This window comes from Phyllobacterium sp. K27 (assembly GCF_054796155.1).
This window is the reverse complement of the sequence record NZ_CM139240.1, coordinates 2,151,993-2,167,378: the sequence shown is the minus strand read 5'-3', so window position 1 is coordinate 2,167,378 and position 15,386 is coordinate 2,151,993. Positions and strand designations below refer to the sequence as shown.

The 15,386-nt window shown below is 52.2% G+C and carries 11 protein-coding genes and 1 pseudogene; 5 read left to right on the top strand and 7 right to left on the bottom strand.

Going from position 1 to position 15,386, the window contains the following annotated elements:
- Nucleotides 1–15: 15 nt before the first annotated feature.
- The 3 genes from ACYJL1_RS10555 to recA all read right to left on the bottom strand — a co-directional run bounded on the left by ACYJL1_RS10555 (nt 16) and on the right by recA (nt 4,776).
- A complete protein-coding gene (locus ACYJL1_RS10555; RefSeq protein WP_460895370.1) occupies nt 16–627 on the bottom strand; it encodes a hypothetical protein in 612 nt (203 codons plus the stop codon).
- A gap of 200 nt (nt 628–827) precedes the next feature.
- Complete coding sequence (gene alaS, locus ACYJL1_RS10550; RefSeq protein ID WP_460895369.1) at nt 828–3,485, bottom strand: alanine--tRNA ligase; 2,658 nt, start codon at nt 3,483–3,485, stop codon at nt 828–830.
- 196 nt (nt 3,486–3,681) lie between these two features.
- Nucleotides 3,682–4,776, bottom strand: coding sequence for a recombinase RecA (gene recA, locus ACYJL1_RS10545; protein ID WP_348600339.1), 1,095 nt, complete (start codon nt 4,774–4,776; stop codon nt 3,682–3,684).
- A 318-nt stretch (nt 4,777–5,094) separates the two neighbouring features.
- On the opposite strand from recA, the gene ACYJL1_RS10540 reads away from it, so the two are divergent.
- Together ACYJL1_RS10540 and ACYJL1_RS10535 are read left to right on the top strand one after the other, a co-directional pair.
- On the top strand, nt 5,095–6,045 hold the full coding sequence (locus tag ACYJL1_RS10540) for a carbohydrate kinase family protein (protein ID WP_460895368.1): 951 nt from the start codon (nt 5,095–5,097) through the stop codon (nt 6,043–6,045).
- A gap of 10 nt (nt 6,046–6,055) precedes the next feature.
- The gene (locus tag ACYJL1_RS10535; protein ID WP_460898007.1) at nt 6,056–6,979 is read left to right on the top strand and encodes a pseudouridine-5'-phosphate glycosidase; all 924 of its coding nucleotides are present in this window, start codon (nt 6,056–6,058) and stop codon (nt 6,977–6,979) included.
- On the opposite strand, the gene ACYJL1_RS10530 is transcribed toward ACYJL1_RS10535, so the two are convergent.
- A complete protein-coding gene (locus tag ACYJL1_RS10530; protein WP_460895367.1) occupies nt 6,969–7,631 on the bottom strand; it encodes an OmpA family protein in 663 nt (220 codons plus the stop codon). The two genes, ACYJL1_RS10535 and ACYJL1_RS10530, sit on opposite strands and share 11 nt — an antisense overlap.
- Before the next feature lie 188 nt (nt 7,632–7,819).
- On the opposite strand from ACYJL1_RS10530, the gene ACYJL1_RS10525 reads away from it, so the two are divergent.
- Entirely contained in the window at nt 7,820–8,533 is a 714-nt protein-coding gene (locus ACYJL1_RS10525; protein ID WP_460895366.1) for an SDR family oxidoreductase, read from the top strand.
- On the opposite strand, the gene ACYJL1_RS10520 is transcribed toward ACYJL1_RS10525, so the two are convergent.
- On the bottom strand, nt 8,517–9,224 hold the full coding sequence (locus tag ACYJL1_RS10520; protein WP_460895365.1) for an ArsR/SmtB family transcription factor: 708 nt from the start codon (nt 9,222–9,224) through the stop codon (nt 8,517–8,519). The two genes, ACYJL1_RS10525 and ACYJL1_RS10520, sit on opposite strands and share 17 nt — an antisense overlap.
- 190 nt (nt 9,225–9,414) lie before the next feature.
- On the opposite strand from ACYJL1_RS10520, the gene ACYJL1_RS10515 reads away from it, so the two are divergent.
- Both ACYJL1_RS10515 and ACYJL1_RS10510 read left to right on the top strand, forming a co-directional pair.
- Nucleotides 9,415–9,744, top strand: a complete 330-nt coding sequence (locus ACYJL1_RS10515) for an NIPSNAP family protein (protein ID WP_460895364.1) — start codon at nt 9,415–9,417, stop codon at nt 9,742–9,744.
- Nucleotides 9,741–10,087, top strand: a pseudogene (locus ACYJL1_RS10510) (antibiotic biosynthesis monooxygenase family protein). The gene ACYJL1_RS10515 and the pseudogene ACYJL1_RS10510 overlap by 4 nt, the downstream one beginning before the upstream one ends.
- Nucleotides 10,088–10,475: 388 nt before the next feature.
- Here the strand turns inward: ACYJL1_RS10510 and ACYJL1_RS10505 are convergent.
- Nucleotides 10,476–12,920 carry a GcvT family protein gene (locus ACYJL1_RS10505; protein WP_460895363.1) on the bottom strand — a complete coding sequence of 815 codons (2,445 nt, stop codon included), beginning with the start codon at nt 12,918–12,920 and terminating at the stop codon, nt 10,476–10,478.
- Nucleotides 12,917–15,364 (bottom strand): GcvT family protein, encoded by a 2,448-nt coding sequence (locus ACYJL1_RS10500; protein ID WP_460895362.1) that lies wholly within the window; start codon nt 15,362–15,364, stop codon nt 12,917–12,919. Before ACYJL1_RS10500 ends, ACYJL1_RS10505 begins: the two co-directional genes overlap by 4 nt.
- Nucleotides 15,365–15,386: the final 22 nt, after the last annotated feature.

Here is a 15,386-nt window from a genome sequence, read left to right as displayed (position 1 = left end):
TGTTTTAAAGCTCATTTATAAATCAACGCCAGATTTGTCGCCCTCCCCGATAACGACCGTTTCCGCTGAACGATTTACAGACGGACTAGCATGTGGTCCAAGTTTGCTCTTGAGTTTCAGTGCATAACGAAAGGCTTGTGGGCCTACTTTTCCAACTACTTTACCTGACTTGCCAACCAGTTCAAACGCAAAACCATTAGACGAAGCCGCCAGAAACTCTGCTTCACTCAAGGTAACAATGCCATTTGAAAAGACCATACATGGCGCTTGAAAACATGGCTGTCTCGCAAAGCTGCCTTTGGTGAACTCAAGTTGCTTTCCAAAGCTCCATGCTTCCTCAAAGTTGACCCTTTCAAAAGCTGCATAAACCGTTTTAAAGCCGTAGCCCACCTTCGTAGAATAGAATGGCTGCACCTGTAAAAACGAAAATACTGCATAGTACGCTGTAGCAACCGATCCATATGCCGTTTTATCGTTCATATGAACATCATTCACAACACTTGGGGGTGTTAGGCAGGAACTTAAAGCAATCAAAACCAATAATAAACCAAGTATTCTCTTCACAATATCCATTGAAATACTTACGATAACAATATTGATTTCACATATATTATTTAATACAGCCAATCAATGATGAAGCTACAATCTATATAATTAATAAAAATACAGAATAAAAAACATAACAATTGGTATTAATTCAAGGACATTCCAAAGGTTACTGGATAATTCGGATCAGGCAATAGACAATAAGTCTAACTACCAATATATTTCCAATATCAATTGGAAAGTGTACTCCTACTCAAGGCACACTTGGTAGGAGTACTAAGTCAATTCGCCAAAGCTTTGCGTACAGCCGATACTGCCTCTTCGGCCTTTGATCCATCCGGACCGCCAGCCTGCGCCATGTCGGGGCGACCACCGCCACCAGCTCCTCCCAGAGCTGCAGATGCGATACGGACAAGCTCGACAGCGCTGAATTTTCTGACCAGATCATCTGTCACACCTACAACGGCACTTGCCTTTCCATCGTCGGAGACGCCAATAAAAGCAACCACACCGGAACCAACGGTTTTCTTGGCGTCGTCTGCCAAAGGCTTCAGATCGCGCGGATTGACACCGGAAACCACTTTTCCGAGGAAACCAACACCATTAATCGTCTCTGACATTGCACCGCCAGAAGCAGAACCACCCAAAGCAAGCTGTTTTCGCGCTTCGGTGAGTTCGCGCTCAAGCTTGCGTCGCTCATCAATAAGTGCCGTCACACGAGATAATGCGTCCGCGGGAGATGATTTAAGCGCGCCTGCAATCGCCTTGACGCGTTCGTCCTGCTCTTCGAGATAACGACGCGCAGCCTCACCCGTCAACGCCTCCATACGGCGGACACCAGCAGCCACCGCGCTTTCGGAAACGACGCGGATAAGACCGATATCGCCGGTCGCACGTACATGCGTACCGCCGCAAAGCTCAGTAGAATAGCTTTTTCCGGCCTTCTCGCCATGGAGCGCGGTGCCCATCGAGACGACACGCACCTCATCGCCATATTTCTCGCCAAACAATGCCATCGCGCCTTCGGCAATGGCATCATCAACAGCCATCAGCCGCGTAGAAACGGGTGCATTTTGAAGAACGATTTCATTGGCAAGATCTTCTATAGCCGCAAGTTCCTTGTCAGAAATAGGCTTTGGATGCGAGAAGTCGAAACGCAGCCGGTCAGGTGCAACGAGCGATCCCTTCTGCGCTACATGGGTGCCCAGTGTTTCGCGCAAAGCCTCATGCAGCAAATGCGTTGCGGAATGATTGGAGCGAATGCGGGTCCGGCGGGAGCCATCCACCGCAAGCTCTACCGCTGCGCCGACTTTAACCGTACCCTTGGTAATCGTGCCGATATGAACGAACACGCCATCATTTTTCTTTTGTGTATCACTGATGGCGATACTAAATCCCTCACCGGAGATTACGCCCATATCGCCCTGCTGACCGCCGGACTCGCCATAAAATGGTGTTTGATTGACGACAATAGATACAGCCTGACCTTCAGCGGCGCTTTCCACAGTTGCGCCGTTTTGAACCAATGCCGTGACAACGCCCTCAGCCTTCTCGGTTTCATAACCAAGAAACTCTGTCGAGCCCACCTTATCGCGGACGGAAAACCACACAGTTTCCGTGGCAGCATCACCCGAACCTGACCAATGAGCACGCGCTTCCGCTTTCTGCCGCTCCATGGCGGCCGAAAACCCATCCGTATCCACATGGATACCGCGCTGACGCAAGGCATCCTGCGTCAGATCAAGCGGGAAACCAAATGTATCATACAGTTTGAAAGCAGTTTCACCATCGAGACTATCGCCTTCACCCAAAGATTCAGTTGCATCTCCGAGAAGTCCAAGGCCGCGCTCCAATGTCTTGCGGAAGCGTGTTTCCTCCAGTTTAAGCGTTTCCGAAATCAATGATTCGGCACGAACAAGCTCCGGATAAGCCTGCCCCATTTCTCGAATCAAAGCCGGAAGCAGCCGCCACATAAGCGGGTCGCGTGCGCCCAGCAATTGCGCATGGCGCATGGCGCGGCGCATAATGCGGCGAAGTACATAGCCGCGGCCTTCATTGGATGGCAGCACGCCATCTGCAATGAGAAAGCTCGCAGAGCGCAAATGATCTGCAATAACACGATGGCTGGCGCGGAACTTGCCCTCGGCTTTCACGCCGATTGCATCTTCCGACGCGCGGATCAGAGCCCGGAAGAGGTCAATATCATAATTGTCATGCTCGTTCTGAAGCACGGCAGCAAGGCGTTCCAGCCCCATACCAGTATCGATTGATGGCCGCGGCAACTCGATACGCTCTTCTTTCGTCAACTGCTCGAACTGCATGAAAACGAGATTCCAGATCTCGATAAAGCGATCACCGTCCTCATCCGCACTACCAGGAGGACCACCCCAAATATCCTCGCCATGATCGTAGAAAATTTCCGAACAAGGACCACATGGGCCGGTATCGCCCATAGCCCAGAAATTATCACTGGTGGCAATGCGAATTATCCGGTCATCTGAAAGACCCGCAATCTTTTTCCAGTACTCTGCTGCTGCATCATCGGTGTGGTAGACGGTAACAAGCAACTTGTCTTTGGCGAGGCCGAACTCCTTGGTGATCAAATTCCAGGCAAGGGAGATTGCCTCTTCTTTGAAGTAATCGCCAAAGGAGAAATTACCGAGCATTTCAAAAAATGTATGGTGGCGCGCAGTATAGCCGACATTGTCCAGATCATTGTGCTTGCCGCCTGCCCGCACGCATTTTTGCGATGTTGTCGCACGGTTATAGGCACGCTGCTCGACGCCTGTGAAAACATTCTTGAACTGGACCATGCCAGCATTGGTAAACATCAGTGTCGGATCATTACGAGGCACAAGTGGGCTCGAGGCAACAATCTCGTGGCCGTTCTTCTTGAAATAGTTCAGAAATGTCGACCGTATCTCGTTGACGCCACTCATAATTCTCAGCCTCTGATCCTGTATATCCAATGCGGATTTATTATGTTCCCAAAATGAAGGGATAGAACGAAACGCTTGTAACGATGCGTTTTGCTGCTGTCCAGAAAATCCCTTCTCAAGCGACAAACGACAATAAAAAACCCGCAGGCCATGGCGAGCGGGTTTTCAGTCCATCAGGACAATTCAACCTGTCGGATTAACCTTCGGCAGCATCCAAAGTGTCATCATCTTCGGAATCATTAGGACCCTTATCCAGCATCTGCTCGGAAATCAGTCCGGCATTCTGGCGTATTGCAAGTTCGATTTCATTGGCCAGATCAGGATTTTCCTTCAAGAACAACTTGGCATTGTCGCGGCCTTGACCGAGGCGCTGCGAATTATAGGAGAACCATGACCCGGACTTCTCGACCAGACCAGCCTTTACACCAAGATCGACAAGCTCACCCGTCTTCGAAACACCTTCACCATACATGATATCGAATTCAACCTGCTTGAAGGGCGGAGCAAGCTTGTTCTTGACGACTTTCACACGTGTCTGGTTGCCAACGACTTCATCACGCTCTTTCAGCGAACCAATGCGTCGGATATCAAGGCGAACCGAAGCGTAGAATTTAAGCGCATTGCCGCCTGTCGTTGTCTCAGGCGAGCCAAACATCACACCGATCTTCATGCGAATCTGATTGATGAAAATGACCATGCAGTTGGAACGCGAAATCGAAGCTGTCAGCTTGCGCAGTGCCTGACTCATCAAGCGAGCCTGCAGGCCTGGCAGACTATCGCCCATCTCACCCTCGATTTCGGCTCGCGGCGTCAAGGCAGCAACAGAGTCGATGACAAGCACATCAATTGCACCAGAACGAACCAACGTGTCTGTGATCTCAAGTGCCTGCTCTCCCGTGTCCGGCTGGGAGATGAGCAAATTCTCCAGATCAACGCCAAGCTTGCGGGCATAGACCGGATCAAGAGCGTGCTCTGCATCAACAAAGGCGCAAATCCCGCCCTTCTTCTGCGCCTCTGCAATTGTATGCAGTGCGAGCGTCGTTTTACCCGAGCTTTCCGGCCCATAAATTTCTACGATACGCCCCTTTGGGAGACCACCAACGCCAAGCGCAATGTCCAGTGACAATGAACCCGTCGGGACTGTTTCAATCTCAACGACCTGCTCGTTACGTCCCAGCCGCATAATCGATCCCTTACCAAAGGATCTTTCAATCTGCGACAATGCCGCATCAAGCGCTTTAGTTTTATCCACCGAATTACCCTCAACCAACCGCAAAGAATTTTGAGCCATGTTACACTACCCCTGTGATATGCATGAAGTCCGGATGTTCCTGTTTGTGAACTTATTTGTATCTGTTTTGTTCTTATTTTGCAATAGTGTTATGTAGTTGAAATTCATGAGAAAAATAAATTTGATCTGACAATGTTCTCATAGCTGACTGCCGATGCTGTCCACATATTGTTTTGCTCTCTTTAACGAGGCATCGAGCCTCTTGTTAAAACAGACCGTCGAATCGCTCCTGTTATTGCGTCGGGCGATTCCGCGGTCTAGAGATGACAAATGCGGCCACGTCGCAACCTCCAGTTTTGTTCAGGCAAGTTTTCAATCATGGCCACAATTATCAAACCGCTGCTTTTTGCTGTCGGCGGTGCTCATCTCGACCGGCGGGGCCAAACTACAGGACCTTTTGTTCCCGGAGCGTCAAATCCCGGAATTATGCGTGAAGAACCGGGTGGCGGTGTTTTCAACGCTCTGCGGCTGGTGGTGCAGCGCGGCGTTTCAACGGAGATTCTTTCGGTGCGCGGAGCAGACTCCGCCGGAGATGCGGTGGCACAGGCAATAGAATTGGCTGGTATAAAGGACAGTTCCGTCGTGTTCATGGATCGGCCGACCCCAAGCTATACAGCGATCCTTGATGAAAGCGGCGACGTGGTTGCCGCAATCGCCGATATGGCGCTTTACGAGCTCGCCCTTCCGAAGCAATTACGCCGACGCAAGGTGCGCGATGCTATTTCAATGGCCAATGGGATATTTTGCGACGCCAACCTGCCGTCGGAAGGGTTGAAGCGTCTTGCCGATCTGGCTGGCAATCTTCCAATATTTGCTTTGGCGATTTCCCCTGCAAAGGCTGTTCGTTTGCGCCCTGTCTTTCCCAGGCTTGCCTGTCTTTTCATGAATCGGCGCGAGGCCCTGGCTCTTTCAGATTTGAATCAAGATGCCTCCCTTTCTCAAATCCACGCCGTTTTACGTGCCCAAGGTCTTCGCAGTGCAATTATTACCAATGGGGGAGAGGCTGCCCTCGCCTTTAACAGCAGCGAGGCTTTTACGATCCAACCGCCCGATGTTCCCGGCATTGCCGATGTAACTGGAGCCGGTGATGCGATGGCTGGAGGCGCTATTGCTGCATTGATGCGCGGCGAAGCATTTCAGCAGTCATGCCAGGAAGGAATGGCAGCATCTTTGCTGGCACTGCAAGTTCATTCAGCCAGCCCGAAATTTTCACAACAGGAATTCGACCAAGCGCTTGCGCGCATCCCCGACGCAAAACCGCTCGCATAAGGAAACGATGATGACAATCAACTTGAACCCATACACAGACATTTCGAGCGATGTGCAAGATGCGCTCGCAGCAGGAAGGCCCGTAGTTGCCCTTGAAAGCACGATTATTACGCATGGTATGCCCTATCCGGACAATAGCCGCATGGCAGCAGATGTAGAGGCCATCATCACAGAAGAAGGCGCTATTCCCGCCACAATCGCTATCATGGATGGCAGATTGAAAATAGGTCTTTCGGTTGAACAGCGGGAAGCTCTTGCGCAAGTAAAGGAAGCGATGAAGCTTTCCCGCGCGGATCTGGCATTTGCGTTGTCTGAAGGCCGCACTGGCGGAACAACGGTTGCAGCCACAATGCTTGCCGCCAATCTAGCCGGGATCAAGGTCTTTGCCACCGGTGGTATTGGCGGCGTCCATAAGGGGGCTGAAACCAGCTTCGATATATCTGCGGATTTGGAAGAGCTTGGCCGCACACCCGTTATCGTCGTATCGGCTGGAGCAAAGGCGATTCTGGATATTGAGAAAACGCTTGAAGTACTTGAAACAAAAGGCGTGCCAGTTGTCGTCTATGGTTCGCACACAATGCCGGCATTCTGGTCCCGGCAGTCATCACTCAAAGCGCCCCTGCGTCTGGATGCCGCCGAAAGCATTGCCGATTTTCAAAGAGCGCGTGAAGCCATTGGCGTTGTCGGCGGCATGTTGATTGCAAATCCCATTCCGGAAACAAGCGAGATTCCAGCTGAAATCATGGCGGGCTACATCAGCGAAGCCCTGTCCCGCGCCACAAAAAATGGCATTACCGGCAAAGCGGTAACACCATTCTTGCTGTCAGAAATACTGACGATAACCAAGGGTGAAAGCCTTGTGGCAAACATTGCTCTTGTAGAAAACAATGCTCGCCTTGCCGCGAAGATCGCGGTGGCCCTCTCTACTCGGTAAGCGGAGAAATCTGAATCTCGACGCGGCGGTTTTGCGCCCGGCCGGACTCGCTGGCATTGCTGGCGACCGGCTGGGTCGGACCGTAGCCGCGAACGTCGAAACGGCGATTATCGATGCCCTGCTGTGTCAGATAATTGGCAACGGAAAGCGCGCGCCGCTCTGATAGCAACTGATTGTGCTCCATGCTGCCGGTTGAGTCCGTGTGACCTGCGACGTCGACAATTGTCCGGTCAAACTTGCGCAAGACAACAGCGACGGAGGCCAGTGTTGAGAAAAATTCCGGCTTCACCTGATCACGATCAATATTGAAGGTGATGGCGGATGGCATATTCAGGATGATGCGATCGCCGTTACGGGTAACCGATACACCGGTGCCTTGCAGCTGCGCACGCAATTCCGATTCCTGTCGGTCCATATAATTGCCAATAGCGCCACCACCAAGAGCACCAAGTCCCGCGCCGATCAACACGGCATTGCGCTGCGCCCGGCCACTGCCACCGACTGCCAGACCGGCAAGAGCGCCCGCTGCCGTACCTATCAAAGCGCCGCCCGCTGTGTTCGACATTTTCTGCTCGCCCGTATAGGGATCAGTCGTTGTGCAGCCTGCCAAAAACGTCGCCGCAAGACAGGCGATGGCAAATTTCTTAATCATGGAATCAGTCCCCGTTGAATGTGGCAGCGAATATACTACGGATTTGGGCAAAAAAATGCTGCCGATTTCCTATGGCCTGTACACATTAGTCGTTCAATATATTTGAGCAAAGGACAGCCCGAAATTCATTTGCTTCAATGGCGCGGATCGAACATCCTTCCCACAGTCCAACAATCAAGGCAGATACGATGACCGATAAAACACAAGCCCCCGTTGCAATCATAACCGGCGGTGGGCGCGGCATGGGCGCCGCCATAGCCCGCGAATTACATGATCGCGGGTACAGGCTCGCCTTGATGTCGCCATCAGGCAGCGCCGTCGAACTGGCGGCAGAGCTTGGCGGGATTGGTATTAAGGGCTCAGCTGGCGAAGCAAGCGATCTCGAACAGCTTGTGAGCAAGACCGTCGCGGCCTACGGCCGCGTCGATGCGGTCGTCAACCACACCGGCCATCCGCCAAAAGGCGATCTGATTGACATTACCGATGAAAAGTGGGCTGCAGGCAATGATCTGATGGTTCTAAGCCTTGTTCGCATGGCGCGTCTTGTAACGCCCTATATGCTCAAACAGGGAAAAGGTGCGTGGGTCAACATCACGACATTTGCGGCATTTGAACCAAGCTTGGTATTTCCTGTATCTTGCGCTTACCGTGCCGCTGTCGGCGCCTATACAAAGCTTTACGCTGATCGTTATGGTGCCGATAATATCCGGATGAATGCGCTGTTACCCGGATTTATCGACAGTCTGGATCACAAGCCGGGCACCGAAGACAGCGTGCCCATGAAACGGGTCGGCACAATGAACGAAATTGCGAAAACTGCAGCGTTTCTGCTTTCAGACGATGCGGGTTATATTACCGGTCAGAACATTCGTGTCGATGGCGGTATCACGAAACATGTCTAAGCAAGCTGACTCCAAAAGTCTCGCGTAGCTGTCTCTGTCCGTTGGGAGTTACCGAGACAGCTCGTGTACCTTCGATACGTTTGATCCAACCGTGATCGAAGCAGTGGGTACATAGTGCAGCACCAATTGCGCCGGCCAGATGCGGCCTGCGCTCACTCCAATCCAGGCATGGCCGACAAAGAATACGGCTGCTCTTCGCCGCAATCCTCTCAACGTTTATCCCCGCGTTTTCAAACAACCTGACACCGCTTGATGTCACCTCGCCTGCGTCAGTACCGAGATCAAGATGTCCGGCATCAATCAACGCATCTGCGATCGACACGCCAAGATGTCCCGCCAGATGATCGTAACAGGTGCGCCCTGCCCGCAACGCTGCATCGCGCGGGCCAGTTCTGACCGGCTTGCTCACTGCCGTGGGTACAGCCAGCTGCATAATACTTTCAATCATCTGCGCCACTGCCGGTGAAGCAAGGCGATGATAACGGTGTCGCCCCTGTTTCTCCACCTGTAGCAAGCCCGCCTCTGTCATGCGCGTCAAATGGCTGCTTGCAGTCTGGGCCGTGATACCGGCTCGTTGGGCAAGTTCAGATGCTGTGAGCGCGCGCCCGTCCATAAGGCCGGTAAGCATGCTCGCTCGCCCTGGATCACCCGCAAGGGCGGCTATTTCTGCAAATCGTGCATTGTTGGGCATGGCGCTTTCCCGTGTTGTTGCTTGCAAAAATATTGAGCAAAGCAAGCCCATGTTGCTTCGGAAATGGTCGAACTATCAAGACGCATTTTGAAGTCTCCTGACAGATGCACAGACTGCAACAGTTCGATCATGGTCGAAGCATCGACAATCCTGCTTGCTTACAATGAGACAGTCACAAAGGAGCAACGACATGCCTATCACCTGTTTCATCCAATATGAGATAGATCCCTTCCAGAAAGACGCGTTTGAAGAATATGCCCGCAATTGGAACGACGCGATTCCGCGGTGCGGCGCTGATCTGATCGGATACTATGCACCACATGAAGGTTCGGCGACGCTGGCCTATGCGGCATATAATATTGAAAGCCTTGCGGCATACGAACAATATCGCGCCAGACTTATGGCCGATCCGGTTGGACGAGCGAACTATGAATTCGCAAAAGAGAAGCGCTTTATTCGTGGCGAGGATCGGACATTCCTGCGTCTTGTAACTGGTATTAATGGAGAACTGGTCAAATGATCGCGGTGATTTTTGAAGTCGAACCGGCAGAAGGTTGCGACAAGGACTATTTTGACCGTGCCGCAAATCTGCGGCAATACTCGAAACGATGGATGGATTTATTTCCGTGGAACGGTTTCGCAGTCTGGCTGATGAGAACCGCTATCTTTCGCTGTCATTTTGGCGCGATGAAGATTCAGTAGCGGCTTGGCGCAACACCGAAGAACATCGAATGGCCCAAAGTGATGGCCGTGCCGGAATCTTTGCTGATTACCGGCTGAGGATCGCGTCCGTTATACGCGACTATGGATTGCGTGCCCGCGATGAAGCGCCGCTCGATGCGCGAATATATCATCACGCCTGAATGCGAGATCCGTGACTGCGCTGAGCGCAAGCGGGTCCCGGACCACGCATATAATGGCGCTCTGGACGATAGCTCGGAACAACAAATTCACGGACGATACGAAGCGTATCGCGCAGCTGGAAAATCATGGTCATGGTCTTGTGCCTTGGTTCTGCATACCCGATAAATCCGGATAGCGATCAATTAGCTAAAACTTAACTTAAAAAGATGAACGGCTCCTGAATACCTTTGGTTAAAATCATCTGAATTCATGTAAAATTAGCTTTAACCAGTAAGGCAAACTGCAGCGCAACGGGCTGAGATATGCCCGTTTTGCTGGCTTTTCAGGCAAATCACGGCAATCTCGGATTAAACTTTCCCCGCCGCGAAACTGCTCCAATTCGTTAATTTACATTCGCACCCGCTCAGCCTTCGGATCATACATCGGTTTCAGTGAGACTTCGGCCTTTACGCGTATTCCGGCAATCTCAATTTCATAGTTTGATGCCAATATTTGAGCGGCGCTCTCACCCTTTGCGGGAACATAGCCAAGCCCAATCGCGCCGCCCAAAGAATGACCATAATTGCCGGACGTAATTGTCCCAACAATTGATCCGTCACGCACAATCGCCTCATTGTGAAAAAGCAGTGGTTCGGGATCGCTGAGGCGGAACTGCACAAGGCGGCGGTCAAGCCCGGCCTCTTTTTTCCTCAACACCGCATCACGGCCAATGAAATCCCCCTTATTGACCTTTACGGCAAAGCCCAGTCCCGCTTCCAGAACGTGATCTTCATCAGTGATGTCATGGCCGAAATGCCTGAACGCTTTCTCGATGCGGCAAGAATCAAGTGTATGCAGTCCGCATAGGGTCAAACCAAGCTCCCGCCCTGCCTCTTCGATCTGTTCGAAAACATGCGCTGTCTGATCGGTCGAGACATATAGCTCCCAACCGAGTTCCCCGACGTAGGTTACGCGATGTGCACGGGCCAGCCCCATGCCAATTTCAATTTCACGCGCCGTACCGAATGGATTGGCTTCATTGGAAAAATCGTTCGGACTGATTTTTCGGATCAGTTCGCGCGATTTTGGCCCCATGAGACAGAGCACCGATTCTGCGGCAGTCATATCTATGATGACAACAAACTCGTCCTTGAGGTGTTGGCGCATCCACGCCAGATCGCGTTGCAAAGTAGCTCCAGGCACGACAGCCAGGAATGCCGTCTCGGAAAGCCGCGTAATCGTCAGGTCGCTTTCAATTCCCCCGCGATTATTGAGCATTTGCGTGTAGACGATGCGACCAGTTTCGACATCGATCTGGTTGGCACAAAGCTTTTGCAGAAATGCAAGAGCATCGCGCCCTTCGATGCGTATTTTACCGAAGGAGGTCATGTCGAACAGACCGACGCCTTCACGCACGGCCAAATGTTCGTCGCGCTGGTTGTCAAACCAGTTTTGCCGCTTCCATGAATAGCGATACTCCCGTTCCTGGCCTTCTCTGGCAAACCAGTTTGCCCGCTCCCAGCCTGCAACTTCGCCAAAAACCGCGCCTCTCGCCTTGAGGTGCTCATGGATTGGAGAGCGACGTATATTGCGCGATGTGGCCATTTGGCGGTAAGGGAAATGATCCGCATAAAGCAGCCCAAGTGTTTCAGAAACGCGCTCTTTCAGATAGCGCCTGTTCTTTTGAAATGGTTGGGCACGGCGAATATCCACTTCCCAGAGATCGAATGGCGCTTCGCCATCATGTATCCATTGAGCGAGCGCCATCCCCGCACCGCCTGATGATACGATCCCGATAGAATTATATCCTGCCGCAACCCAGTAACCGCCCAGCTCCGGCGCTTCACCCAAATAATAGCGGTCATCAGGTGTAAAGCTTTCCGGACCGTTGAAGAATGTATGGATACCGGCAGTACCGAGCATTGGCATGCGGTTGACGCCCATTTCGAGAATGGGTTCAAAATGTTCAAAATCTTCCGGCAATTGGTCAAAGCAGAAATCTTCCGAAATGCCGTTCATGCCCCATGGCTTGGCAACAGGTTCGAACGCGCCAAGCATCATCTTGCCAGCATCTTCTTTGTAATAGGCGCATTCGTCTGGCACGCGAAGTACAGGCAACCTGCCTAGCCCCTCAATCGGTTCGGACACCAGATAGAAATGCTCGCAAGCATGCAATGGCACAGTGACGCCGGAACTCGCAGCCAGATCACGCGCCCACATTCCAGCGCAATTGATCACAACATCCGTCTCGATTGTTCCCTGTTCCTCGCCCTTGGCCCAAGACACACCCGCAACCCGGCCATTCTTTTTGAGAACCTCAGTGACCTTCACATTCTCGACGATCTTCGCGCCGCGCTGACGTGCACCTTTCGCCAAGGCCATTGCGATATTGCCCGGATCACATTGTCCATCCAGCGGCAGATGCACTGCGCCAACCACATCCGCAATATTAAGATGCGGATACATCTCTTTGACTTCATTAGGAGATATCTCTCGAACGTCGACATCAAAAGCTCGCGCCAGCGAAGCCTGCCGATATATTTCGTGCTTGCGTTCTTCGGTCAGCGCAACTGTGATTGATCCGACCTGCCGCATACCCGTTGCGACTTCCGTCTCAGCTTCAAGCTTGACGTAAAGGTCTGCAGAGTATTTCGCCAGACGCGTCATATTTTGCGAGGCACGAAGCTGCCCGATCAAACCGGCAGCGTGCCATGTCGTGCCTGACGTCAGCTGTTTGCGTTCAAGGAGGACAATATCCGTCCATCCCAGTTTTGCCAGATGGTAGGCGACGGAGCAACCGGAGATACCGCCGCCAATGATAACGGCCCGGGCCTTGGCCGGTAGAGAACTCATGCGCGGATTCTTTCGTTCTTGGGGTCCCAGAGAGGTTCGTCCGGATGGACCGTCGCTTTGTATCGCTCGCCGAAGATTTCCACTTCGATTTCTGTTCCAGGTTTAGTCAGTTCAGTTTTCAACATGCCAAGGGCAATGGATTTATCCACGCGATGGCCCCAGCCGCCAGATGTCGTCTCGCCAACGATAGAACCATTGTGCCACAGCGTTGACATATAGGGGGCGTCACAATCTCCGGCCTCCACTGTGAGAGTAACAAAGCGCTTCTTCACGCCTTGTTGTTTTTCATGTTCAAGCGCAGCCTTGCCGAGAAAGTCCGGCTTTTCCCATTTGATGAAGCGCTCAAGACCGCTTTGTAGGGGCGTATAGTCGGTTGAAAGATCGCCCTTCCAAGCGCGATATCCCTTTTCGAGCCGCAGGGAATCCAGCGCAAACATGCCGAATGGCTTGATCCCGTATTTCTGGCCAGCCTCCCACACCGCATCGAAAATTGCGGCTGTGTCACCCACTTTTGTATGGATTTCCCAACCGAGTTCACCGGCAAAAGACACGCGAACCAATTGGCAATAGCGCCCGGCAATCTGTATCGTCTGATGCGACAGCCAGGATTTCTCAAGGTCCGCGTCACAAAGCTCACTGAACAGCTCGCGCGACTTAGGGCCAGTAACGATCTGACAGGAGAATTCTTCAGTGACATTGCTGATGGCAATGGCGCTATCTTTTGGCAGGTGATTCAGCAGCCAGTCGCGATCATGCCATTCAGCAACACCAGCTGTAATTAAGAAGAACACATTCTCTTCGATCGCCATGATCGACATTTCGGTGACGACGCGACCCTTTTCGTCCGAGAAATAACCAAGACCGATACGTCCGGGCTTAGGCACTATCCCTGTGATCAATGCCGTCAACCAGGCGCGTGCGCCCTCACCGCTCACTTTGAAACGGGAAAATCCCGGCAGATCAAGAATGCCCACTGCATCGCGAACCGTATGGCATTCTTCGCGGATACGTTGTTGCCATGGCCCTTCCCGCGTAAAAGTCTGTGTTGTCTCTTCAGAAACGTCATCGCTCGGCTGTGCGTACCAGTTGGCTCGCTCCCAACCATTATATGCGCCGAACTGCGCGCCCAATCCTGCGATACGATCATGGATTGGCGAAAGCTTTTTATTGCGTCCTGCTGGCCACGTATGCCGAGGAAAATGGATGGCATATTCGTGGCCATAAATTTCCATGCCTTTGGCGATACAGTAATCCTTATCCGTGAAGCCAGTAAAGCGGCGTGGATCGCAGGACCACATATCCCACTCAGTCGCGCCTTCCATTACCCATTCTGCGAGCACTTTGCCTGCTCCCCCGGCCTGTGCAATGCCAAATGTAAACACACATGCCTCAAAAGCATTGGGAACACCGGGCATCGGCCCGATCAATGGATTTCCATCCGGAGCATAGGGAATTGGACCATTGATGATTTTCGAAAGCCCGGCAGTGCCAAGGATCGGCACACGCGCGATTGCATCATTAAGATACCACTCCAGTCTTTCAAGATCATCGGGGAAGAGCTGAAATGAGAAATCATCCGGCATGGGATCATCCGGCGTCGCCCAATGCGCACGGCAATTGCGCTCATAAGGCCCGAGATTCATGCCGTTCTTCTCTTGTCGAAGATAGTAAGAGGAATCGACATCACGCAAGAGCGGTAGCTTTTGACCGTGTTCCCTCGACCATGCTGCAATTTCCGGAATTTCATCAAACAGCAAATACTGATGGCTCATCACCATCATCGGGACATCGCGCCCAAACAATTTTCCAATTTCCTGCGCGCGATAACCGGCTGCATTGACCACATATTCGCAGCGAATTTCGCCCTGTGGCGTGGTGATGATCCACTCGTCATTTTCGCGCCGCGCGCCTGTAACGGGGCAAAACCGAATAATCTTGGCGCCAAGATCACGCGCTCCCTTTGCAAACGCCTGCGTAAGCTGCGCCGGATCAATGTCACCATCATTGGGATCATAAAGCGCACCGGCAAGCTCGTGCGTCGCTATGAAAGGATAGCGGCCATTGATTTCGTCAACGCCCAGCACATCAATATCCATGCCCTGATATCGGCCCATGCTCTTGACACGTTGAAACTCGCGCATGCGTTCCCTGGTATGAGCAAGGCGCAGTGAGCCAGTCACGTGATAATTCATCGGATAGTCAACTTCGGCAGCGAGCCTGCGATAAAGTTCTGCTGAGTAGCGCTGCATATTCATCACGGACCACGAAGCCGAAAAGGTCGGCACGTTACCCGCCGCATGCCATGTGGAGCCTGATGTCAGTTCGTTTTTCTCAAGCAGCACACAATCGGTCCAGCCTGCCTTTGCGAGGTGATAAAGCGACGAAACACCGACCGCCCCGCCGCCTATGATGACGACGCGCGCCGATGTTGGAAAATCAGACATATATAGTCTCCCGCATTGTCAT

Excerpts from the sequence above, each read along its gene's own strand:
- alaS (WP_460895369.1), bottom strand. The coding sequence starts at position 3,485 with ATGAGTGGCGTCAACGAGATACGGTCGACATTTCTGAACTATTTCAAG.
- recA (WP_348600339.1), bottom strand. The coding sequence starts at position 4,776 with ATGGCTCAAAATTCTTTGCGGTTGGTTGAGGGTAATTCGGTGGATAAA.
- ACYJL1_RS10540 (WP_460895368.1), top strand. The coding sequence starts at position 5,095 with ATGGCCACAATTATCAAACCGCTGCTTTTTGCTGTCGGCGGTGCTCAT.
- ACYJL1_RS10535 (WP_460898007.1), top strand. The coding sequence starts at position 6,056 with ATGACAATCAACTTGAACCCATACACAGACATTTCGAGCGATGTGCAA.
- ACYJL1_RS10530 (WP_460895367.1), bottom strand. The coding sequence starts at position 7,631 with ATGATTAAGAAATTTGCCATCGCCTGTCTTGCGGCGACGTTTTTGGCA.
- ACYJL1_RS10525 (WP_460895366.1), top strand. The coding sequence starts at position 7,820 with ATGACCGATAAAACACAAGCCCCCGTTGCAATCATAACCGGCGGTGGG.
- ACYJL1_RS10520 (WP_460895365.1), bottom strand. The coding sequence starts at position 9,224 with ATGCCCAACAATGCACGATTTGCAGAAATAGCCGCCCTTGCGGGTGAT.
- ACYJL1_RS10515 (WP_460895364.1), top strand. The coding sequence starts at position 9,415 with ATGCCTATCACCTGTTTCATCCAATATGAGATAGATCCCTTCCAGAAA.
- ACYJL1_RS10505 (WP_460895363.1), bottom strand. The coding sequence starts at position 12,920 with ATGAGTTCTCTACCGGCCAAGGCCCGGGCCGTTATCATTGGCGGCGGT.
- ACYJL1_RS10500 (WP_460895362.1), bottom strand. The coding sequence starts at position 15,364 with ATGTCTGATTTTCCAACATCGGCGCGCGTCGTCATCATAGGCGGCGGG.